Below are 20,629 nucleotides of genomic sequence, written 5' to 3'. Positions count from 1 at the left end.
ATGCCTCCTCGGTTAACGCGACGGCGCGCCCATCACCAGATTGGGCAGAAAAGTGGAGATCGACGGCACCAGGCAGAGCAGGACGACCGCGAACGCCATCAGCAGGACGAAAGGCAGCGTGCCCCAGATCACGTCCCGCAACGGGATGTCGGGCGCGATGTTCCTGATGACGAAGATGTTGAGTCCGACCGGTGGATGGATGAGGCCCATCTCCATCACGATCGTCATCACCACGCCGAACCAGATCAGGTCGAAGCCGGCGGCCTTGAGCGGCGGCAGGATGATCGGCGCGGTCATCAGGATGATCGAGACCGGCGGCAGGAAAAAGCCGAGCACGACCACCAGCACCAGGATCGCGCCCAGCAGCACCCATCGCGACAGCTGCATCGCCACGATCGCCTGCGCCGCCGCCTGGCTGATGTGGAGATAGCTCATCACATAGGAGTAGAGCAGCGACATGCCGATGATGAGCATCAGCATGGTCGATTCCTTCAGCGTCGATTCCAGGATCGGGCCGAGATCCCGCGGGCGCCACACGCCGTAGATCGAGGCGATCAGGACCAGCGCCAGGATGCCGCCGAGGCCGGCGGTTTCCGAGGGCGTCGCATAGCCGCCATAGAGCGCGATCATGACGCCGCTGAGCAGCACGACGAAGGGCAGCACGCGCGGCAGCGCGCCGAACCGCATCGCCATGGTGAAGCGCTCGTTCGACAGGATCGGATGCTGCGCCGGATCGGCGGCATAGGCGCGCTGCGCCGCGTTGTATTCGGCCTTGAACCTCAGCACCGCGTAGATCGCGAACAGCAGCACCAGCAGGAGGCCCGGTCCGATGCCGGCGAGGAAGAGGCGTCCGAGCGACTGCTCCGCCGCGACCGCGTAGAGGATCATGGTGATCGAGGGCGGCAGCAGGATGCCCAGCGTGCCGCCGGCGGCGATCACGCCCGCGGCGAAGCCGCCGGAATAGCCGCGCTTGCGCATCTCGGGGATACCGGCCGAGCCGATTGCCGAGCAGGTGGCCGGAGACGATCCGGCCATCGCGGCGAACAGCGCGCAGGCAAACACATTGGCGATGCCGAGACCGCCGGGAATGCGGCCCATCCAGACATGCAGTGCGCTGTAGAGGTCCTGTCCCGCCTTCGACTTGCCGATCGCGGCGCCCTTCAGGATGAAGAGCGGGATCGCCAGCAGCGTGATCGAGGCCATCTCCTCGTAGACGTTCTGCGTCACCGTATCGAGCGATGCGGTGGGCATGAAGTAGTACATGAAGACGACGGCGACCGCGCCGAGTGCGAGGGCGATCGGCATGCCCGAGGCCATGACGGCGAGGGTCGCACCACCATACATCAGTCCGACGGCAAGCGTGCTCATTTGCTCCTCCATGCGTCGATGCTCGCGGCGAGCTGAAGCGCGATCTGCAGCGTCATCAGGGTCATGCCCAGCGACATCATGCTGTAGGGAATCCACAGCGGCGGAGCCCAGGTCGATCCGGACACCTGGCCGTCGACCCAGGCTTCGTGGAACAGCGTCCAGGATTTCCAGGCGAAGAAGCCGCAGAACAGCAGGCTCGCCACGTCGACCACGAGCATGCGGATCGCGTTGCCGCGTTTCGACAGGTAGCCGGTGAGGGCCTCGATGCCGATATGGCCGCGCCCGGCCTGCACGAACGCGGTGGACAGGAACGTGGCGCCGACCAGCAGGAACACCGCGGCCTCGTCCTGCCAATAGGTGGCCGCGTTGAAGAAGTAGCGCGCGCCGACGCTGTAGCTCAGGATCGTGCTCGCGACGATGAGCGCGATCGAGCAGAGCACGACGATTGCCCTGTTGAGCAGGGTCATCGCGCGGCTGATGCGTCCCACGGGGGACCCGGAGCGCGCCGCGGGCACGGCGGCGGAATGGCCGAGATCGATGCCGTGCGCGCTCATGAGCCGGCCTCCATGGCAAGCTTGATCAGGCGGGCGCAGTTCTCGTTCTTGCCAGCGTAGTCCTTCCAGGCGGTGTTGCGCGCAAGCTCACGCCAGGCCTGAACCGTCTTGTCGTCGAGATCGTGCACCGTTGCGCCGGCGGCCTGGTAGACCTTGGCGACGCGGACGTCGTCCTCCACGGCCGCAGCGCGGCCGAACGCTTCGAGCTCGGTGCCGACCGAGACGATGATGTCGCGCTCCTCGCTCGAAAGCCGGTCGAACACCGCCTTCGACATCACGAGCGGCTCGAGCATGAACCAGTAGCTCTTGGCTCGCCCGGTCGTCAGATGCTTGGCGAGCTCCTCCAGGCGGAACGAGGTCAGGCTGGTGGACGAGGTGAGGGCGGCATCGCAGGCGCCGGTCTGCATCGCCGCATAGAGTTCGTTGGAGGGCAGCGACAGCACCGAGGCGCCGGCAGCCTGCAGCACGAGATCCATCTCGCGCGAGCCGCCGCGGATCTTCATGCCCTTGGCATCGCCGACCTCGACCAGGGGGCGCGCACGGCTGGCGACGCCGCCGGCCTGCCAGATCCAGGTGATGATGACGAGACCCTTGGCGGCAAGGAATTTGCTGAACTCCTGGCCGATCGGCTTGTTCTTCCAGCCGAGGCCTTCGTCGTAACCGGTGACGAGGCCCGGCATCAGGCCGATGTTCAACTCGGGAAGATCGCCGCCGGCGTAGGAGATCGGGATGAGGCTCATGTCGAGCGCGCCTTTGCGCATCGCTGAGACCTGCGCGTTGGTCTTCATCAGCGACGAGCCCGGATAGATCTCGGCGGTCATCGCACCTTTGCTGCGCTCCTGGATCTGCGCCGCGAAACGCCGGCAGAGCCGGTCGCGGAAATCGCCCTCGGTTGCGGTGCCTCCAGGAAACTGGTGCGAAATCTTCAGGGCCGTGGCCGCACGCGCCTCTCCGAACCGGAGCAGCGCCGGGGCCGCGATGCCCAGGGCCAGGGCTTGGCGTCTCGAAATCCTCATTCCATACCTCCTGTCGCCAAATTGCATTTTTTATTTCTAATCTTGCATACAATTACCATATGAACTGCATGCTGTATGTTTTGTCAAGCGTATGGTATGGAGCTGTGAGATCGGATGTATACAATGAGCCAGGCCTTCAGACTGAAGCAGTCGATCGAAGATGCTGTGATTGCAGGGGAATTTCAGCCCGGCGATCGCTTGGACGAAGCCTCGCTGGCGGAGCGATTCGGCGTGTCGCGGACACCCATCCGGGAAGCGCTGCTGCAGCTCGGGGCCGAAGGCTTCATCGATGTTCGCCCGCGACGCGGCGCCATTGTCAGCGTCCCGTCACCAACCCGGCTGTTCGAGATGTTCGAGACCATGGCCGAGATCGAAAGCGCCTGCGGACGGCTGGCCGCACGGCGGCTGACGCCGGACAATGATGCGGCGATGGAAGCTGCGCACCGGGCCTGCGAGACGGCCGCGCGGAACGGCGACAGCGAGCAGTACTACGCCGACAACCGCAACTTCCACGAAGCGATCTACCGCGCCAGCCGCAACAGCTTCCTGGCCGATCAGGCTTTCGCCTTGCACAAGCGTTTGAGCGCCTATCGCCGCATCCAGCTTCGGGCGCGCAACCGGCTGCTGCAATCGCTGCAGGAGCATGCCGGCATTCTGGAAGCGATCCGTGCCGGCGACGAGCAATTGGCCGCAACCCGCCTCCACGACCACGTCCTGGTGCAAGGCGAACGGTTCTCGGACATGGTCCTTGGCCTTTCACCCGGCGGCCAATCTCCTGCCGAAAGCAGGAGGCAGACGGCGAAATAAACGTGGCTGCCGTGCGGCGCGCCAGTTAGATGGCCCGCAGCCCTTCCTTGGGCATCTCCCGGATCAGCGCATCGATATCGTTCTGCTCGAGCGTCTCCTTCTCCAAGAGCTTCTTCGCGGCGCGGTCCAGGATCGGCCGGCGCGTGTTCAGGATGCCCTGGGTGCGTTGGAAGACCTGATCGACGATGGCCTTCACCTCGCGATCGACCGCGGCTGCAGTCTCTTCCGCATAGTCGCGCTCGCGCGCCGGATAGGGGCGGTCGGCGCCGGCAAGGAAGTTGCCGGGGTCGCGCTCGTAGGCGACGCCGCCCAATCTCTCGGACATGCCGTAGCGCGTCACCATGCTGCGGGCGATGTCGGTCACGCGGCGCAGATCGTCGGCCGCACCCGTGGACAAATGACCGAACACGATCAGCTCCGCGGCGCGGCCGCCGAGCAGCACCGCCATCTTGTTCTCCAGCTCCTCCTTGGTCATCAGGAAGCGGTCTTCGATCGGTCGCTGAATGGTGTAGCCGAGCGCGCCGACACCGCGCGGGATGATCGAGACCTTGTGCACGGGATCGGTCCCCGGCAACGAGAGGGCGACGAGGGCGTGGCCCATCTCGTGATAGGCGACGATCTCGCGTTCCCTGGTGTTGAGCAGGCGGTTGCGCTTTTCGAGGCCCGCGACCATGCGCTCGACCGCATTGTTGAAGTCAATCATGCTGACCGCGTCGGCCCCTCGACGTGTCGCCAGAAGCGCCGCTTCATTGACGAGATTGGCGAGGTCCGCGCCCGTGAAACCCGGGGTGAGCGCTGCAACGGCGTCTGCATCGACGCCGTCCGCCAGCCGCACCTTCTTCATGTGCACCTTCAGGATCTCGATGCGGCCCTTCTTGTCGGGCCGGTCGACCAGCACCTGCCGGTCGAAGCGGCCGGCGCGGAGCAGGGCGGGATCGAGGATTTCGGGCCGGTTGGTGGCGGCGAGGATGACGAGCCCCGACCGCGAATCGAAGCCGTCGAGTTCGACGAGCAGCTGGTTGAGCGTCTGCTCCTTCTCATCGTGGCCGCCCGCGAAAGCGCCGATGCCGCGGGCGCGGCCGAGCGCGTCGAGCTCGTCGATGAAGATGATGGCCGGAGCCTTTTCATGGGCCTGCTTGAACAGGTCCCGCACCCGCGCGGCGCCGACGCCGACGAACATCTCGACGAACTCCGAACCCGAGATCGAGAAGAACGGCACTCTCGCCTCGCCGGCAACGGCCTTCGCCAGCAGGGTTTTGCCTGTGCCCGGAGGGCCGACCAGCAGCACGCCTTTCGGCATGCGGCCGCCGAGCCGGCCATAGTCGGTCGGGTTCTTCAGGAAATCGACGACCTCGCGAAGCTCGTCCTTGGCCTCATCCACTCCGGCGACGTCGGCAAAGGTGACCCCGGTGTTGGATTCGACATACACCTTGGCCTTGCTCTTGCCGATGGCCATCAGCCCACCGCCGATCCCGCCGCCTTCCGCCATGCGGCGGCCGATGTACCACCAGACCCCGAAGAACAGCAGCACGGGCATGACCCACGACAAAAGGTCACGCAGAAACGTGCTCTCGATCTGGCCGGTGAATCGGACGTTGTATTTCTCCAGCTCCTGCGCAACGTCCTGATCGACGCGCGTGGTGACGAATTGTTTTTGCCCGCCGGGCAGCGGCTCCTTCAGTGTGCCCTGCAGGGTGCGGTCGGAAATGCCGACGGCATCGACTTTCCCCTGGCGCAGCAATTGCTGGTATTCACTGTAGGGGATCACGGCGGTCTGGTGCGCCGTGGAGATCAGATACTGGATCAAGAAGACCGCGAAGATCGCGGCCACAGCATATCCAAGATTGAAACGGATATTCTTGTTCATGCGAGAGCCAGATCCGATCGTGTTGCGGCCGCGCCGCGTCGAGGCGCATTTTTGCGCGCTCGGGCCCGGTACGCGGCCGGACCTGCATCGTTATCGACAAAACTTCTCCTGCTGCCTTCAGTTCCGGATACGCCAGTGCGCTTGGGGTGAGAGGCGCAGGCCGGGCCCTTGCTCAGCCGCCGCAGCCGGTGTGTCGCAGCGGCAACAGCCGGTGCTTTTCCGCGGGTTGTAACCGGGTTGGCGCTCGCGCGCCCTTGCGAAGGGCGTCCCGGTTCCAACATAGGCACGGACCACGCGCCGGCGGGCGGTGCGGTGGCGAGACGGCTACCGGCAGCGAGTGAGCAATCATGCGCGTGTTCGTTCGAATCGCGATCCTTCTATCTGCCATCTGGTGTCTAGCCGACCCGAACGCAGCTTGCGCACACGCCATCATCGTGTCGTCCTCGCCGGCGGCCGGTGCGACCGTATCGGGCGATGCGGTCGCGATCAGCCTGCATTTCAACAGCCGGATCGATCGCGCCCGTTCCAAGCTGACGCTGCTGGCTCCGAACGGCGCCGCGCAGGCGCTGACGCCCGCGGCCGATGCGCCGGCCGACGAGCTCAAGGCCGAGGCGGCGCGGCTTTCCAGTGGCGCCTGGCACCTGCGCTGGCAGGTGCTGAGCGTCGACGGACACATCACGCGCGGCGACATTCCGTTCATCGTTCACTGACCTCACCTTGTACCTGTTTCTCGACATCTTCGGCTATCTGTCGGTCGTCCTGCGCGGCCTGATCCTGATCGCCCAATCCTTCGCACTCGGCGGTCTCGCCTTTCAGATGCTTTTGTGGGGGCCGTTGCAGCCGCAGCTCTCCGTGTTCGGCCTCTCGATCGAGGAGAAATGCCTGACGGTGCTGAAGGCCAGCGCCTTCGCGTGGGCGATCCTCACCGTCGCCTCGCTCGGCCTCAATACCGCCGCGCTGGTCGGAACGCTCCAGGTGCCCTGGAGCGAAGCTGTCACCGCCGATTTCGGCCGGGCGGACTTCGTCATCGCGATATGTGCATTCGGCCTCGCCGTACTGGCGAATGGTCGCGCGCAGGGCCTGCGATCCGCTGCGCTCCTCGCGCTTGCGCTGCTCGCGCTCGCGATGCAGACCAGGCTGACCCACGCGGCGAGCCGGCCGGTCGTCAGCTGGCCGCTGCTCCTGTCCAATGCCGGACACATGCTGGGCGCCGCGATCTGGATCGGCGGGCTTCCCTATTTCCTGATCGCGCTGAACGGCTGCAAGTCGTCCTCCGACTGGCGTCTCATCGCACGGCGCTACTCGCTGATGTCCATGGCCGCAGTCGCGGCCATCGTCGGCGGCGGTCTCGTCATGGCCTTCGATTACATCGGCTCAATCGAGGCGATCTACGGCACCGCCTATGGCGTCATGACCCTCGCCAAGGTCGGGTTGCTGCTGATGCTGCTCGCGCTTGGCGCGGGCAATTATTTCCTGGTCGAGCGGCTGCGGCGCGACGCCGCAACGCCCATCGTTCGCCTCAAGCGCTTCGCCGAGGTCGAGGTCGGCATCGGTCTCACCGTTCTGCTCGCCGCTGCGTCGCTGACGTCATTGCCGCCCGGCGTCGATCTTTCGCGCGATCGCCTGAACTGGCAGGAGATCGTCGAGCGCGCTACGCCGCAATGGCCGCCGCGCCTGACCAGCCCGGACTACGACAAGCTGACCATCGCGCAGCTCCAGGCCAGGATCAGCCTGGTTGATGCCGGGCGCAGCAGCGCGCCATCCGCCTACGTTCCCGGCGAAGGCACGATCCTGCCGCGCAACGCCGAGGACATCGCCTGGTCCGAGTACAATCATCACTGGGCCGGCGTCTTCGTGGTGTTGATCGGGCTGCTCGCCTTGATCGAGCATTTTCGCTGGGGCCGCTGGGCGAGGCACTGGCCGCTGCTGTTTCTCGCGATGGCCGCCTTCCTGTTCCTCCGCGCCGACGAGCAGGCCTGGCCGCTCGGGCCGGCCGGTTTCTTCGAGTCGCTTCGTGATCCCGAGGTGGCGCAGCATCGGATCTTCGTGCTGCTGATCGCCGCGTTCGGCCTGTTCGAATGGCGCGTGCGGCTGCGCGGCGACAAGGCCGGACGCGCAGCGCTGGTGTTTCCCCTGACGACCGCGCTCGGTGGTGCGCTGCTGCTCACGCATTCCCATGCCATCGCCAACATCAAGGACCAGCTGCTGATCGAGATGAGCCACACACCGCTGGCGCTGTGCGGCATCGCTGCCGGCTGGGCGCGCTGGCTCGAATTGCGTCTCGATGGTCGCGTCCGCGAGGTCGCGGCGTGGATCTGGCCAGTCGCCTTCGTCCTGGTCGGGCTCGTCCTGCTGGACTACCGCGAAGCCTGAGCGCCCGCTGCCATCTTGCCGTGGCAACCATTCCCTGTAATCTGACCAAAACACCGGGGAAGAGGCCGATGGGAGGAGTTTTGGAGGGCGTGCGCGTGCTCGATTTCGGGCGCTACATCGCCGGGCCATATTGCGCGACCTTGCTGGCGGAGTTCGGGGCCGACGTCATCCGCGTCGAGAAGCGCGACGGCAGCGAGGATCGTTTCGTGGCGCCGGTGGGCGAAGGCGGCGAGGGCGCACTGTTTCTCCAGGTCAATCGCAACAAGAAGTGCATCACGCTCGATCCGATGAAGGCGGAAGGCCAGGAGGTGATGCGCCGCCTGATCGCGACCGCGGACGTCGTGGTTGCCAATCTGCCGCCGCAGACCCTGCGCGCGATGAAGCTCGATTACGAGTCGTTGAAGGCGATCAAGCCGGACATCATCCTGACTACGGCGACTGCGTTCGGCGGGCCGGGCCCCTGGTCTGACCGCGTCGGCTTCGACGGCGTCGGGCAGGCGATGTCGGGTTCGGTCTACATGACGGGCGCGGGCGATCCGCCGTATCGGGCCGCGGTGAACTGGGTCGATTTCGGCACGGCGCTGCATTGCGCGTTCGGCACGCTCGTCGCGCTGATCGAGCGCGGCAAATCCGGACGCGGGCAGATCGTCGAGGGCGCGCTGCTCGCAACCGCTCTGTCCTTCACCAATGCCACGCTGATCGAGCAGGCGGTGATCAACGTCAATCGCGTTCCGACCGGCAATCTCGGCCAGACCGCAGCGCCGGCCGATATCTACCGCACCAAGGACGGCTGGGTGCTCTGCCAGGTCACCGGCCATCCGCTGTTCAAGCGCTGGGCGAGGCTGATCGGCGAGGAGGAGCTTTGGCTGAACGATCCGCGCTTTGCCGACGACATCAGCCGCGGCAACAACGGCCGCATCATCAGCGAGCGGATGGCGCGCTGGTGCGCCGAGCGCACCACGCAGGAAGCCGTCGACGCGCTGGGCCAAGCGATGATTCCGACCGGTCCCGTCCTCAGCCCGCAACAGGCGCTGGATCATCCGCACATCCGCGCCGCCGGTTTCATGCAGGACGTCGATTATCCGGGCCTGCCGAAACAGGCGCCGGTCGCCCGCGCCGCGGTGCGGCTGTCGGAAACGCCGGGCAACATCGCAACGCGTCCGCCGACACTCGGCGAGCACACCGATCTCATCCTCGCCGAGCTCGGCTATGACGAGGCGGCGATCGCGGCGCTTCGGCGAGGCGGCATTATCTAGCTATCAGGGTGCAAGCTCTGGGATGGCGGGCGCTCAAAGCGAGCTGCCGCCGCAGATGACCAGCTGCTGTCCGGTGATGGCGGCGGCTTCGGCCGAGAGCAGGAAGGCGACTGCGCCGGCCACTTCCTCGGGGCGGATGTAACGGCCGAGTGGCGGCAGTCTTGGTGCAACATCAGCGCGCGAGGGATCCTTCAACATCGGCGTCTCGGTCGCAGCCGGCGCAACCACGTTGACCGTGACGCCACGCGGTGCAAGCTCCATTGCCCAGGACCGGGCCAGCGCGATCAGCGCCGCCTTCGTCGCGGCATATTGCCCGCGTCCGGGCGCACCCGATGCGGTTCGGCTGCCGATGAAGACGATGCGCCCGCCCTGTGGAAGGCGCGGTGCCAGGGGCGTCGGCGAGACGCTCGGCAACCTCGACATGCAGCCGCCACATCGCCGCTCCCGCCTCGTGATCGAGCGACCCGAGCTGACCGACCCTCAGCATCCCGGCGGCATGAACCAGTGCGGTCGGCGCGATGCCCGCGACGGTGTCCGCGATGGCCCTGACGTCGGCAAGGTCGAGCGACACATGATCGAAGGCCGGATGCTCCAACAGACCGGGCCGCCGGCTGATCCCGGTGACGCGCCAGCCGTCGCGCAGCAGCCGCTCGACGATCGCAGCGCCAATCCCCGAACTGGCGCCGGTGACGAGAGCGTGAGGCCGCATGTGCATCATCTCAGTCCCGGGCGCCGCGCGTTCACCCATGGTTCGGTCACACGCACATATTTGATGGCGCGGCGGTGGAAGGTGAACGCCATGTGGAGCGCGCCGTCGGCGGTCTGCTTGATGGACGGATAGGACAGCTCGCGATTGCTTTGCTCGCGCGAATTGTTGGTCATGCAATAGCCGTCGCCGGTCTCGACGTTGCGCCTGGTCCAGCTCCGTCCACCGTCGGCCGAGACCGCCAGCGTCATCGGTGCCCGCGGCGCACCCCAGAAGGCGGTGCGTCCGTTCGCCGTGCTGCCGTCGGCGGCGAGGACCGGTGGCAGATCATCTTCGATTTCGTCATAGAGCGAGAGCCGACGCCCGGTTGCGTCATTGGCGCTCGAGTCGTTGAACACGAGTGCGAGATGGCCGTTCACGAGACGCGTAAACTGGATAGACGAGTTGTTGTTGGGAAGCGCGGTCGCAACCGGCGCCGACCAGCTGCTGCCGTGGTCGACGGACCTGCTCTGATAGATGTTGTCGGCCCAGCGGCTGCGATACAGCGCGAGCAGCGAGCCGTCGTCGAGGCGCGCGACGCACATATGCACGCAGCCCCGGCTGCCGGGGACGTCGACGTCCCGCCAGGTCGCGCCGGCATCCGACGAGATCTTCACCGCGCTGGTGTCCTCGTCGCCGTTCCATTTCCGGCCCGGTGTGCTGTGGCAATAGAACACGGGCAGTAGCCAGTCGCCATTGTCGAGCACGACGACCGGCTGGCGGATGAAGGTGCCGCGGCCGCGCTGCTCCGGGAACAGCGTCTCGATCGGGCCCCAACTCTTGCCATTGTCACGCGAGAGGCGGCGGCGGATCAGCGCGGTGTCCTGGTTTCCGGCGAGCTGAGCCGTCCACATCAGCCACAGCGTGCCGTCGGGAGCGGGAAACAGCACCGGGTTCTGCTCCGAACGTCCGGTGTCATCGGAGAGCTTTTCGGCAGGCGACCACTGTGTCGCGCCGCGGGATAGGCGTGAAAAATAGATGGAGATATCCGACATACCCTCCTGCGTGCCGCCGAACCAGACGCAAGCCAGATCGCCGCCCGCGAGCGGCATGAGATTGGCGGCGTGGTTCTGGACGCAAGGCGAGGGGATGAAGGCGTCGAACCGTTCGGGATCACCGGCCACGGCGCGGACGACGCCATCGGCGACGATCTCCATGTCGGCGATCATGTCGAGGTCCTTTCCATCAGGGCATTTCGTTGCGCCGCCCGCGCGCTGGGCGAGCGGCCCAGCACCAGGTGCTCGATTGCCATCACGATCAATGGCGTCGCGGCGGCGACGTACATGTTGTCGATGCCGAACGGGTTGCCCAGCAGGTACCAGACCGTGGTCGACACCGCCGCGCCGATCAGCCCGGCCGTGGCGCCGCGGTTGCTGGCAAACAGCGGCAGATAGAAGCCCATCATCGCCACCATCGTGATCGACAGGCGCAGCGCGCGCGTGAAGAACGACAGCTTGAGGATCTCCGGAACGAAGAAGACGAAGACCAGCGGCACGATGCCGATCAGCACCGAGAACACGCGGGTCATCTTCAGCTCGCGCTCCGGCGTCGGCTTCCAGTATGGAACGTAGAAGTCGCGCACCACGAGCGAGGCGATCGCGAGCGCCACCGTGCAGACGCTGACGAAGATCGAGGCGACGAGCGAGGTGGTCACGAAGGCCGAGGCCAGCGGCGGCATCTTCTCGAGGAACACCGGCAGGGCGTAGAGGCTGTTCATGTCGGGATAGAGGAATTTCGCGGCGACACCGACCAGCGCGAGCAGGATGCCGAGCGGCAGGCAGAACGCGGCAGCATAGAAGGTCGCCTTGCGTGCGTCGTCGGCGCTCGGCGTCGAGGAGATCGCCTGGACGATGAACTGCGTCGAGAAGATCGCGCCGACCGTGCCGAAGGTCCAGGCAAAGATGGTCGCAAAGCCGATCTTGCCGTCCCAGCTGAAATAGTAGGCGGGCAGCTTTGCTTGCATCGGCGCAATCCCGCCGGTCAGCGACATCGCCACCGCAAAGATGATGAGGATGCCGACGACCTTGATGGCGCTGTGCAGGATCGTCACCCAGGCGACGCCCTTCAAGCCGCCGAACACGTAGTAGAAGGTGCTGACGAATGCGATGATGCACATCGCGACGGGCAGGCTGACATGGAGCGCGGTGGCGATCGCGGCTGCCCCGCTGACGTAGTTGCCGACGTTCACCAGCAGCAGGGCGTAGATCATGATCACCGATACCGTGAGCATGGTCGACTTGCCGTATTTCTGCGCGATCGCGGCCGAGATGGTGTATTCGCCGGAATTGTAGAGCTTCTTCACCATCAACAGCCCGAACAGCAAGAAGCCGATCGAGGCGCCGAGCACGGCCCAGCCTGCCGCGATGCCCGATTGGAAGGCCTCCTGCGCCGTGCCGACGGTCGACTTGGCCCCTACGAATTCGCTCATCATCAGCACGCCGACGACGACGGCCGGCATTGCGCGCGCGCCCGTCATGAACTGATCGCTGGTTCGGCTGCGCAGCTTCAGCGTGAGCCAGGACGTGAAGGCGATATAGGCGACGATCATCGTGACGATGAGCGTGCTCTCGCCGTTGAGGATGGCTTGCATCGTTGACGTTTCCTCTGGTGACGCGGACGCGGTGTTGTGAGCCCGCTGTATCCGATTGGATCGGTGTTCGGAATGCGAACAATTGTTCTTTGTCCCCATTAGACCTTCCCGGACAACATGCGTCAAGCGCGCTGAGGCGGGGCCGCCCGGCAGGCGTGCGATCAGCGGGATTCCGGTTGCTTGGTCCAAGGGAAGGCCGGGTTGCGCGGCGAGCCGGCGTCCGCCTGCTACAGCAATTGCTTCAACGCCTCTGCATCGGCCGGCGCTGCGCTCTTCTGGTCGTTGTCGAAATAGACGTAGACATCGCAGCCCTGCCGCTTCCACGACTTGATGCGCTTTGCCCATTGCGTCAGCATGGCCTTGGTGTAGTGCCCGTGATAACGCCCGCTCGGCCCGTGTCCGCGCACATAGACGAAATCCGCGGTGCGCTTCCACGGCGCCGGCGCATCGTGATGATCGGACAGGCACAGCGAGATATTCTCGTCGGCCAGCATCCGCAGGATGCGCGGCTGATACCAGCTCGGATGACGGAATTCGAAGCTGTAGCGCCGCTTCCGTGACAACAGCTTGAAGAAGGACGCGAGCCGGTCCGCATTCGCCTCGAACTGCGGCGGCAGCTGGAACAGGATCGGGCCGGCCTTATCGCCGAGCCGCGAGATGCGGTCCTCCAGCAGCTCGAGGCTGTTGACCGAGCGGTCCGACAGGCGCTTCCAGTGCGTGATGAATTTCGACGCCTTCCAGGCGAACACGAAATCGCGGCCGGTCTGCTCGCGCCATCCCTTCACCGCTTCCGGCGTCGGCGTGCGGTAGAACACGCCGTTCAGCTCGGTGGTGTCGAACTGCCCGGAGTAGTAGCGCAGCTGCTGCTTCAGCGTCACGCCCTCGGGAAAGAACGGGCCTCGCCAGGAGGCATAGTGCCAGCCGGAGGTTCCGATCAGAACGCGCGCCATCGCTCACGTGCCATCCGTTGCCATTTGCCGGAGGGAACGTCCGTGCGGCCGATACGTTGCTCTGGGCATCAACGCAGGACCGGAACCGATGTACGCGCTGTTCGAAGGCAACAAGCAGATCGGCAATCCCTTTCCGACCGAGAAGGAGGTGTGGGAAGCCGCCTTGATCGAGGGCCTCGTGACCGACGTCCCCGTCGCGGACGAGGAGGGCGGCCACCTTTTGCCCGCCGGCTATCATGTCGAGCGGGTGGACGAGGTTTGCGAGCCGCGGCCGGATTGGAAGCTGCCACACGAGATCTCGTGAGCTAGTTCGAGGCCAGCGCCGTCTTGGCGACCTCAGCCATCCAACCGGAGGCCACCGGCAGGATCGCGTCGTTGAAATCGTAGCGCGGGCCATGCAGCTCGGCGCCCTCGCGTAACTCGCCATTGCCGATCCAGACAAAGGCGCCCGGCCGCTGCTGCAGGAAGTGGGCAAAGTCCTCACCGGCCATGCTGGGCGCAAGGTCGCGCCGCACGGGCGCCTGCACCTTTTCCGCGGCGATACGCGCGAGCTCCGCTTCGGCCGGCGTGTTGATCACGACGCCGACGCCCATGACGATCTCGGGCGTGACCTTGACGCCAAAGCCGGTCGCAATCCCCGCGCAGGTGCGTTCGATGCCATCGAGGATGGTGCCCTTGACCGCCTCGCGGTGGTACCGCAGCGTGCCGCGGATGGTGACGCGTCCGGCGATCTGGTTCGGCGCGGTGCCGCCTTCGATCGTGCAGAGCGACAGCACGGCAGTGTCGAGCGGATCGACGCCGCGCGAGGTGACCGATTGCAGCGCCACGATCAAATGGCCGGCGGCCACCACCGGATCGCGCGTCAGATGCGGCATGCCGGCGTGGCCGGCATGGCCCTCGATGGTGATGGTGATGCGCCCGCCGGAGGCCATGACGACACCGTCATGGACCGCGATGGTGCCGGCGGCAAGGCCCGGCCAGTTGTGGAAGCCGAATATCCGCTCCATTGGAAAGCGGTCGAACAGCCCCGCCGCGACCATCGCGCGCGAGCCGCCGAATCCTTCTTCGGCCGGCTGAAAGATGAAATCGACCGTGCCGCTCCAGTCGGCGTCGGCGGCGAGCAGTGCTGCTGCGCCGAGCAGCGAGGCGGTATGGCCGTCATGGCCGCACGCATGCATCACGCCCGATGTCTTTGAAGCGTAGGCCAGGCCGGTGTCCTCGGTGATCGGCAGCGCATCCATGTCGGCGCGCAGGCCCACCCGGCTGCGGGCGTGCCCGCGCTTCAAGGTCGCGACGATGCCGTGCCCGCCGATGTTGGCTTCAAAGGGGATGCCGAGCTCGGCGAGCCTGTCCTGCACGAAGGCGGCTGTGGCTTTTTCCTGGAGCGACAATTCGGGGTGGGCATGCAGGTGCCGGCGCCACGCGGTCAGTTTCTGGTGGAGTTCGGGGGACAAGGTGGGTGTCTCTCGCAAGTTGTCTGTCGCCACCTTAGCGGATTATCGGGCCTACGCATCCCACGCAGGGGTATGGCTCGCGTGCAGCCACACCCTCATGGCCGGGCTTGACCCGGCCATCCACGTCTTGCTTCGTAGCTGAAAAGAACGTGGATGCCGGGACAAGCCCGGGCATGACGGGTGCCCTAAGGCGCCAGCTTCGCAAGGCCCTTCCAGTCAAAGCCGATGCCGTGCCCGGGCCGATCAGGCGCCAGTGCCAGCCCATCCTTCAGCACCAGCGGATGCTCGATATATTTGTCCAGCCCGAACCCGTGCGCCTCCAGATAGGAGCGGTTCGGGCAGGCCGCGAGCAGGTGCACGGTGATGTCGTGCGCGCCGTGGCTGGTGACCGGCAGGTTGAACGCTTCCGCCAGCCGCGCGATCTTCATGAAGGCAGTGACGCCGCCGCAATTGGTGACGTCGGGCTCGGGATAGGACACCGCGCCACCGGCGATGTAATTCTTGAACTCCCACAGCGAGCGCAGATTCTCGCCCGCCGCGATCGGCACGCCGCCGGTCTGCATGATGCGCGCGTGCCCGGCGACGTCGTCGGGAATGATCGGCTCCTCCAGCCAGGTCAGGTCATAGGGAACGAAGGCACGCGCGGCCCGGATCGCCTCCTCGACCGTCCATTTCATGTTGGCGTCCGCCATCAGCGGAAAGCCGTCGCCGAGATGCTGTCGCATCGCGGAGACACGCGCGATGTCGGACTTGAGATCGGGCCGGCCCACCTTCATCTTGATGGCGCGAAATCCTTTGGCGAGGTTGTCGTCGGTCTGCTTGAGCAGCGCATCGACGGAGAGATCGAGGTCGATGCCGCCGGCATAACACGGCACGCGCGCGTCAAAACCGCCGAGCAGGCGGAACAGCGGCAGCTTGGCGCGGCGCGCCTTCAAATCCCACAGCGCGATGTCGAGCGCGGAGAGCGCCAGCACCACCGGCCCGCCGCGGCCGCCATAATGCAGCGCCCACCAGACGTGATTCCAGATCGCTTCGGTGTCGTCGGCCTCGCGCCCTTCGATCAGTGCAGGGATCTCGCGCGCGAGAATGTCAGCAACAGAACCGCCATTGCGGCCGACGGTGTAAGTGTAGCCGACACCCTCGGCGCCATCGGCATCACGGATGCGGCAGGTGATCAGCTCGAATGCGGCGATCTCGCCATGGGTGGAGTCGGAGAGCGTAATGGGGAGAGGGATCCGGTAGAGTCCGGTCTCGGTCGTCGCGATGCGCGCCATGGTTCCTTCCTGCTTTTTTCTTGCAGGCTAGGACGATGCGCACCGCTCGGCAAGCGCGCATCGCGCAAGGCACCTCACCGCATGGTCGCCAGCTGCAGCGCCAGCGCGCAGGCGCGGTCGTATTCGTCGAGATTGATCCATTCGTCGATCGTGTGCGCTTCATTCTGCCCCGCGCCGAAGGTCACGGTCGGAATACCGTGACGGACCATCCAGTTGGCGTCCAGCCCGCCGTTGGCCGCGCGCACGTTCGGAGTTCCGCCCACGGCCGACACCGCCTCGATCGCGCGTTTGACCACCGGCAGGCTCTCCTTCATCCGGAAGGGATAATAGTCGGTCTCGGCCTTGAACTTGATCTTGCCGGACTTGCCTTGCACGTTGGTGACCTTCTTGGCCGCCTTCTCGAAGGCGGCCTTGTAGGCCTTGGTGATCTCCTTGAAGAATTTTCCGTCATGGCTGCGGCATTCACCGCGCACATGCACGTAGTCCGTGACGACGTTGGTGGCATCGCCCGCGGGGCGGCCCTCGCCGCCGGTGACGGGGCCGACATTGCTGGTGCCTTGCTTCTTGCCCTTCACCACCTTGCCGAACCAGCCGCCGGCCTTCACGTCGGCCAGCGCTAGCGCCATGATCATGGTCGCGGAGATGCCGCGCTCGGGCGCGACGCCGGCATGCGAGGCGCGCCCGAAGATCTCGACGGTCCAGCGATCGGCGCCGACGGCGCCGATGACGACGTTGGACGCCGAGCCGCCGTCATAGTTGAAGGCCATCGCCGGCGCGCCAAGCTCATCGAGCTTGACTTGCCGCGCGCCGTAGAGCCCGCTCTCCTCGCGCACGCAGAACAACAGCGTGATCGGCGGATGATCGAGCTTCTGCCGTGAGAGCTCGGCGGCCAGCGTCACCAGCACGCCGCAGCCGCAGCGATTGTCGCCGCCGAGCGCGGTCTTGGCCTCGTTGACGATCTTGCGCCCCGACAGTTTCGGCCTGGCGCCGGCGCACAGTGGCACGGTGTCCATGTGGGTCATGAACATGATGCGGGGCTGGTTGTGCAGCACGCCGCGGCCGGGCAGATCGACGATGAGATTGCCGGTCTCGGTCGGCACCGGAATGCGCGTGTTGGCATCGTCGAGCCGGATCGCCTTCGCCGGCACGCCGGCCTCCTTCAGCGCGGCCGTAAGCTCGCGCCCGATCGCAGCCTCCTGTCCCGTCACGCCCTCGACGGCGAGAAAGCGCATGAGGCGATCGGTGGCGGCTTTGTGGTCGACAGGCATGGACTGGAATTCCCTTGATGCAGGCAGCGGCGCGGGGGCGAACGGTTGGGCGGGCTAGAGCTCTTCGCTCTATCCATCCATCCTACGAATTCGCTCTCGTGTAAGTCAAAAAGATCAGCACGCCGAGCGCCAGCGCCGCCGCCATGAACAGCAGCACCGCCGGCAGCCCCGCAAGCGCGGCCACCGCGCCGGTGAGGGACTGCATCAGCGCGGTGCCGAGAAAGAAGGCGAGATTGAGAGCTGCGAGTGCTTTCCCTGCGACCTGCGCGTCGACGAGTTGCCTGGACATGCCGAACAGCAGCGGCTGCGCGGAGGTGGAGAGCCCGATCAGCACGAACAGTGCCAGATCGTAGTACGGCGGCATGACGGTCACGCCGAACAGCCATGCAACGGCAAGGTGCGGGGCTCCCAACGCCATCAGTGCGAGCAGCAGCGCCGCGAAAGCGTGCGTGCCGACGACCAGTTCGCGACGGCGGCCGAGCCTGCGGTCGACCATGCCGATGCACAGGGGGCCGGCGATCATCGCCAGCGTGAACGCGCCGAGCTGGTTGCCGGCTTCGACCCGCGTCAGTCCCTTGATCTGCATCAGCCATGGCCCGCCCCACAGGCCGCGCAGCACCAGCGAGCTCGCCAGCGACACCAGCGCCAGCGCGATGAGGCCTCGCAGCGGCCGCGACAGGCCGAGCCTGACAACCTCGATCATCTGCGCCAGCGGCGAGGAGTCGTCCTTGTGCTCGGCCGGCTGGTTCGGCACCAGCGCGAACACCGCGAGTGCAACGAGGATGCCGCCGAACGCCGAGATCCAGAACCCCGCGCGCCAGCCATAATGGTCGATCACGAAGGCGAGCGGGCTCGACGACAGCAGCATGCCGATATTGCCGATCGAGAGAATGGCGCCGGACCACAATCCGAACCGCGCGGCGGACAATTGCTTGGCTGCGAGCGTCATCGGGCACATCAGCATGCCCGAGGTGGCTATGCCGAGCAGCAGCTGCCCGACGGCGAAGCTTTCCGGTCCCGTCGCAAACCCGGACGCCACCGCGCCGAACACGGTTCCTGCCAGCAGGCTCAGCGACACCGGCCGCACGCCGAACCGGTCCATCGCCGCGCCAACCGGGATCTGGGCCGCCGCAAAGGCGAAATGATAGATCGAGGTGAGGCTCGCCAGCGCCTGCGGCTCCATGTGGAAATCCGCCGCCATCAGGTCGAGGCTGACGGCCGGAATGGTGCGCAGCAAGGTCGAGAGCATGTGGCCGCAGGCGAGCGCGAGCAGCGCAAAGATCAGCGCGCGGGTGGCGATGCCCGCGTCGTTGGCGGCAGTGGTCATGAGCGTTCCGTCCCTAGAAGGTTTCTGTACGGCGTACATGATCACGGATCGGGCGCCAATGGCGGCAGCGGGAACCCCCTCATTCCGGAATGTGGCTTCTCCGGATACCGCGAACGACCAACGGCAAGCAGCCGCAATCAGCCTGCACTGCCGATGCCCGCGGGCCTCACCGACGACGCGCCGACGCATTCAGGCCTCTGGCGGTTGTGAACCAGGATGGCCGTCAGGACGTTATGTTCGGGAAAGCGTGGCACCCTGCCAGGCAGGAAGCGCTGTGATCCGCAGTGGCGGCGGCAATGTCTTCGTCCGAGAGTTCTAGTCAGACGCACAGTGACGCGGGCCGTCGAGCGCGGAGGAGGAGCAATTCCTTACTGCTGGTTCTTGCGATTGGATTCCTTGTTTTTGGCGCCGCAACGGGTGCGCTCTACTATGCATTGCGGCCCTACAGCCTCAAGATCGCGGTTGGGCCGCCGGGCAGCGATGATTACAAAGTCATTCAGGCGATGGCCGACGTCTTCGGCGGTGAAAGCCGCACTGTCAGGCTGTCGCCGATCAAAACCGAAGGGGCGGTCGAGTCCCTCGCCCTGCTTGGGGCTGGCAAGGCAGACCTTGCGATCGGCCGGGCCGATCTGGAAATGCCCGCCGAGGCGCAGACCGTCGCCGTCTTGCGCAAGAACTTCGTTGTGCTGTGGGCGCCGGCTGGACCTGCAAGCAAGAATCCAAAAACAAAGCGCGCGCCGAGAATCAAGGAGGTTGCCGATCTCACAGCGCGCCATGTCGGCATCATCGGGCGGACCCCGGCGAATGCCGCGTTGCTGCGGGTCATCCTGAGCGCCTCCGGGGCGGAGGCGGACAAGGTTGCGGTGACCCACTTTGGCACGGACCAGATCGAGGAGCTGGCGCGCGATCCGAGCCTCGATGCCTTCATGGCGGTCGGGCCGCTCGATAGCAGGATCACGTCGGATGCTGTCGCTGCGACAGCGCGCACAAGAGGCGAGCCGAAGTTTCTCGCCGTCGAGACATCGGAGGCAATCGCCCTGAAGCATCCCCGGTATGAATCCGAGGAAATACCGCCCGGCGTCTTCGATCCAGCTTGGCCGGATGACAAGGTTGAGACGGTCAGCGTCAGCCATCTCATCGTAGCAAGAAAGAGCCTGTCCGAAACGACCGTTGCTGCCTTCTTCCGGCAGCTTTTTACCGTGCGTCAGGCCATCGCGAGGCATGTACCTGGCGCCGCCCACATCATCAAGCCAGACCTCGAGAAGGACACCGAGCTGCCGGTCCATCGGGGAGCGGCAGCCGTCATCGACGGCAACGAACGCACCTTTCTCGACCGCTATGGCGATTATTTCTGGTTCGGCCTGCTGCTCCTGTCCGGAATCGGCTCGGCAGTCGCGTGGTTGCGTCGCTATTTGAACCGCGACGAACGAGAGGACAACACCAGCCATCGCAAGAGAATCCTGGCCATGGTTTCCAGCGCGCGCACGGCGGAATCCAACCAGGAACTTGTTGCACTCCAGCGTGAGGCCGACGCAATCATCCGCGAGACACTCGAGTGCTACGATGACGGGGCTGTCGAAGAAGAGGAGCTCGCGGCATTCGGGCTGGTGCTCGAGCTGTTGAGCAGCGCCATCGCGGAGAGGCGGGCGGCATTGCAACGTGTCAGCTTCGAAACCGTTCGCGGCGCGGTAGCCGGCCAGGGCGTGACGCCACGCGGATGAGGACGCCATCTGAACCTGCCGTAGCTGGCCCCGCGTGCTCTGCCGTGCCTCGTCAAGTG

At 65.7% G+C, this 20,629-nt stretch carries 17 protein-coding genes and 1 pseudogene; 6 read left to right on the top strand and 12 right to left on the bottom strand.

Features of this window, described 5'->3' with window-relative positions:
* Positions 1-12 precede the first annotated feature (12 nt).
* From BRAD3257_RS27280 to dctP, 3 genes are read right to left on the bottom strand one after another with little or no spacing between them, the layout of a single operon-like run.
* Complete coding sequence (locus tag BRAD3257_RS27280; protein WP_122404452.1) at positions 13-1,368, bottom strand: TRAP transporter large permease; 1,356 nt, start codon at positions 1,366-1,368, stop codon at positions 13-15.
* Positions 1,365-1,922 (bottom strand): TRAP transporter small permease, encoded by a 558-nt coding sequence (locus BRAD3257_RS27275; protein WP_122404451.1) that lies wholly within the window; start codon positions 1,920-1,922, stop codon positions 1,365-1,367. The genes BRAD3257_RS27280 and BRAD3257_RS27275 overlap by 4 nt, the downstream gene beginning before the upstream one ends.
* Complete coding sequence (gene dctP / locus BRAD3257_RS27270) at positions 1,919-2,938, bottom strand: TRAP transporter substrate-binding protein DctP (protein ID WP_122404450.1); 1,020 nt, start codon at positions 2,936-2,938, stop codon at positions 1,919-1,921. The genes BRAD3257_RS27275 and dctP overlap by 4 nt, the downstream gene beginning before the upstream one ends.
* A gap of 123 nt (positions 2,939-3,061) precedes the next feature.
* Between dctP and BRAD3257_RS27265 the strand changes: the two genes are divergently transcribed.
* The gene (locus tag BRAD3257_RS27265) at positions 3,062-3,745 is read left to right on the top strand and encodes a GntR family transcriptional regulator (RefSeq protein WP_122404449.1); all 684 of its coding nucleotides are present in this window, start codon (positions 3,062-3,064) and stop codon (positions 3,743-3,745) included.
* Positions 3,746-3,770: 25 nt separating this feature from the next.
* Here BRAD3257_RS27265 and ftsH read toward each other — a convergent pair whose 3' ends face one another.
* Positions 3,771-5,612, bottom strand: a complete 1,842-nt coding sequence (gene ftsH, locus BRAD3257_RS27260) for an ATP-dependent zinc metalloprotease FtsH (RefSeq protein ID WP_122404448.1) — start codon at positions 5,610-5,612, stop codon at positions 3,771-3,773.
* A gap of 347 nt (positions 5,613-5,959) precedes the next feature.
* Here ftsH and BRAD3257_RS27255 point away from each other — a divergent pair, with 347 nt between their 5' ends.
* The 3 genes from BRAD3257_RS27255 to BRAD3257_RS27245 all read left to right on the top strand — a co-directional run bounded on the left by BRAD3257_RS27255 (position 5,960) and on the right by BRAD3257_RS27245 (position 9,241).
* Positions 5,960-6,322, top strand: a complete 363-nt coding sequence (locus tag BRAD3257_RS27255; protein ID WP_122404447.1) for a copper resistance CopC family protein — start codon at positions 5,960-5,962, stop codon at positions 6,320-6,322.
* 7 nt (positions 6,323-6,329) lie between these two features.
* Complete coding sequence (locus BRAD3257_RS27250; RefSeq protein WP_122404446.1) at positions 6,330-7,985, top strand: copper resistance D family protein; 1,656 nt, start codon at positions 6,330-6,332, stop codon at positions 7,983-7,985.
* Positions 7,986-8,053: 68 nt separating this feature from the next.
* Positions 8,054-9,241: a CaiB/BaiF CoA transferase family protein gene (locus tag BRAD3257_RS27245; protein WP_122404445.1), complete on the top strand. Its 1,188-nt coding sequence runs from the start codon at positions 8,054-8,056 to the stop codon at positions 9,239-9,241.
* A gap of 33 nt (positions 9,242-9,274) precedes the next feature.
* Here BRAD3257_RS27245 and BRAD3257_RS42255 read toward each other — a convergent pair.
* The 4 genes and pseudogenes from BRAD3257_RS42255 to BRAD3257_RS27225 form a co-directional block, all read right to left on the bottom strand.
* Positions 9,275-9,959 (bottom strand): annotated as a pseudogene (locus BRAD3257_RS42255) (SDR family NAD(P)-dependent oxidoreductase).
* Positions 9,956-11,155: a sialidase family protein gene (locus BRAD3257_RS27235; protein WP_122404444.1), complete on the bottom strand. Its 1,200-nt coding sequence runs from the start codon at positions 11,153-11,155 to the stop codon at positions 9,956-9,958. Before BRAD3257_RS27235 ends, BRAD3257_RS42255 begins: the two are co-directional and overlap by 4 nt.
* A complete protein-coding gene (locus BRAD3257_RS27230) occupies positions 11,152-12,576 on the bottom strand; it encodes a sodium:solute symporter family protein (RefSeq protein ID WP_122404443.1) in 1,425 nt (474 codons plus the stop codon). Before BRAD3257_RS27230 ends, BRAD3257_RS27235 begins: the two co-directional genes overlap by 4 nt.
* A gap of 227 nt (positions 12,577-12,803) precedes the next feature.
* Positions 12,804-13,526 carry a DUF72 domain-containing protein gene (locus BRAD3257_RS27225; RefSeq protein WP_122404442.1) on the bottom strand — a complete coding sequence of 241 codons (723 nt, stop codon included), beginning with the start codon at positions 13,524-13,526 and terminating at the stop codon, positions 12,804-12,806.
* Between the two features lie 88 nt (positions 13,527-13,614).
* Between BRAD3257_RS27225 and BRAD3257_RS27220 the strand changes: the two genes are divergently transcribed.
* Positions 13,615-13,830, top strand: a complete 216-nt coding sequence (locus tag BRAD3257_RS27220) for a hypothetical protein (RefSeq protein WP_122404441.1) — start codon at positions 13,615-13,617, stop codon at positions 13,828-13,830.
* A 1-nt stretch (position 13,831) separates the two neighbouring features.
* Here BRAD3257_RS27220 and BRAD3257_RS27215 read toward each other — a convergent pair whose 3' ends face one another.
* The 4 genes from BRAD3257_RS27215 to BRAD3257_RS27200 form a co-directional block, all read right to left on the bottom strand.
* Complete coding sequence (locus BRAD3257_RS27215; protein ID WP_122404440.1) at positions 13,832-14,980, bottom strand: amidohydrolase; 1,149 nt, start codon at positions 14,978-14,980, stop codon at positions 13,832-13,834.
* A 185-nt stretch (positions 14,981-15,165) separates the two neighbouring features.
* The gene (locus tag BRAD3257_RS27210; RefSeq protein WP_122404439.1) at positions 15,166-16,254 is read right to left on the bottom strand and encodes a mandelate racemase/muconate lactonizing enzyme family protein; all 1,089 of its coding nucleotides are present in this window, start codon (positions 16,252-16,254) and stop codon (positions 15,166-15,168) included.
* Between the two features lie 74 nt (positions 16,255-16,328).
* Positions 16,329-17,522: a M20/M25/M40 family metallo-hydrolase gene (locus BRAD3257_RS27205; protein ID WP_122404438.1), complete on the bottom strand. Its 1,194-nt coding sequence runs from the start codon at positions 17,520-17,522 to the stop codon at positions 16,329-16,331.
* 82 nt (positions 17,523-17,604) lie between these two features.
* Positions 17,605-18,849: an MFS transporter gene (locus BRAD3257_RS27200; RefSeq protein ID WP_162500389.1), complete on the bottom strand. Its 1,245-nt coding sequence runs from the start codon at positions 18,847-18,849 to the stop codon at positions 17,605-17,607.
* Between the two features lie 296 nt (positions 18,850-19,145).
* On the opposite strand from BRAD3257_RS27200, the gene BRAD3257_RS27195 reads away from it, so the two are divergent.
* On the top strand, positions 19,146-20,570 hold the full coding sequence (locus BRAD3257_RS27195; protein WP_122404436.1) for a TAXI family TRAP transporter solute-binding subunit: 1,425 nt from the start codon (positions 19,146-19,148) through the stop codon (positions 20,568-20,570).
* Positions 20,571-20,629: the final 59 nt, after the last annotated feature.

This window comes from Bradyrhizobium vignae (genome assembly GCF_900324035.1).
Taxonomy (GTDB): domain Bacteria; phylum Pseudomonadota; class Alphaproteobacteria; order Rhizobiales; family Xanthobacteraceae; genus Bradyrhizobium; species Bradyrhizobium vignae.
This window is presented reverse-complemented; position numbering and strand designations above follow the sequence as displayed.

Bases quoted from the DNA above. Each gene is read 5' to 3' on its own strand.
- BRAD3257_RS27280 (WP_122404452.1), bottom strand. From the start codon at position 1,368: ATGAGCACGCTTGCCGTCGGACTGATGTATGGTGGTGCGACCCTCGCC.
- BRAD3257_RS27275 (WP_122404451.1), bottom strand. From the start codon at position 1,922: ATGAGCGCGCACGGCATCGATCTCGGCCATTCCGCCGCCGTGCCCGCG.
- dctP (WP_122404450.1), bottom strand. From the start codon at position 2,938: ATGAGGATTTCGAGACGCCAAGCCCTGGCCCTGGGCATCGCGGCCCCG.
- BRAD3257_RS27265 (WP_122404449.1), top strand. From the start codon at position 3,062: ATGAGCCAGGCCTTCAGACTGAAGCAGTCGATCGAAGATGCTGTGATT.
- ftsH (WP_122404448.1), bottom strand. From the start codon at position 5,612: ATGAACAAGAATATCCGTTTCAATCTTGGATATGCTGTGGCCGCGATC.
- BRAD3257_RS27255 (WP_122404447.1), top strand. From the start codon at position 5,960: ATGCGCGTGTTCGTTCGAATCGCGATCCTTCTATCTGCCATCTGGTGT.
- BRAD3257_RS27245 (WP_122404445.1), top strand. From the start codon at position 8,054: ATGGGAGGAGTTTTGGAGGGCGTGCGCGTGCTCGATTTCGGGCGCTAC.
- BRAD3257_RS27235 (WP_122404444.1), bottom strand. From the start codon at position 11,155: ATGATCGCCGACATGGAGATCGTCGCCGATGGCGTCGTCCGCGCCGTG.
- BRAD3257_RS27230 (WP_122404443.1), bottom strand. From the start codon at position 12,576: ATGCAAGCCATCCTCAACGGCGAGAGCACGCTCATCGTCACGATGATC.
- BRAD3257_RS27225 (WP_122404442.1), bottom strand. From the start codon at position 13,526: ATGGCGCGCGTTCTGATCGGAACCTCCGGCTGGCACTATGCCTCCTGG.
- BRAD3257_RS27220 (WP_122404441.1), top strand. From the start codon at position 13,615: ATGTACGCGCTGTTCGAAGGCAACAAGCAGATCGGCAATCCCTTTCCG.
- BRAD3257_RS27210 (WP_122404439.1), bottom strand. From the start codon at position 16,254: ATGGCGCGCATCGCGACGACCGAGACCGGACTCTACCGGATCCCTCTC.
- BRAD3257_RS27205 (WP_122404438.1), bottom strand. From the start codon at position 17,522: ATGCCTGTCGACCACAAAGCCGCCACCGATCGCCTCATGCGCTTTCTC.
- BRAD3257_RS27200 (WP_162500389.1), bottom strand. From the start codon at position 18,849: ATGACCACTGCCGCCAACGACGCGGGCATCGCCACCCGCGCGCTGATC.
- BRAD3257_RS27195 (WP_122404436.1), top strand. From the start codon at position 19,146: ATGTCTTCGTCCGAGAGTTCTAGTCAGACGCACAGTGACGCGGGCCGT.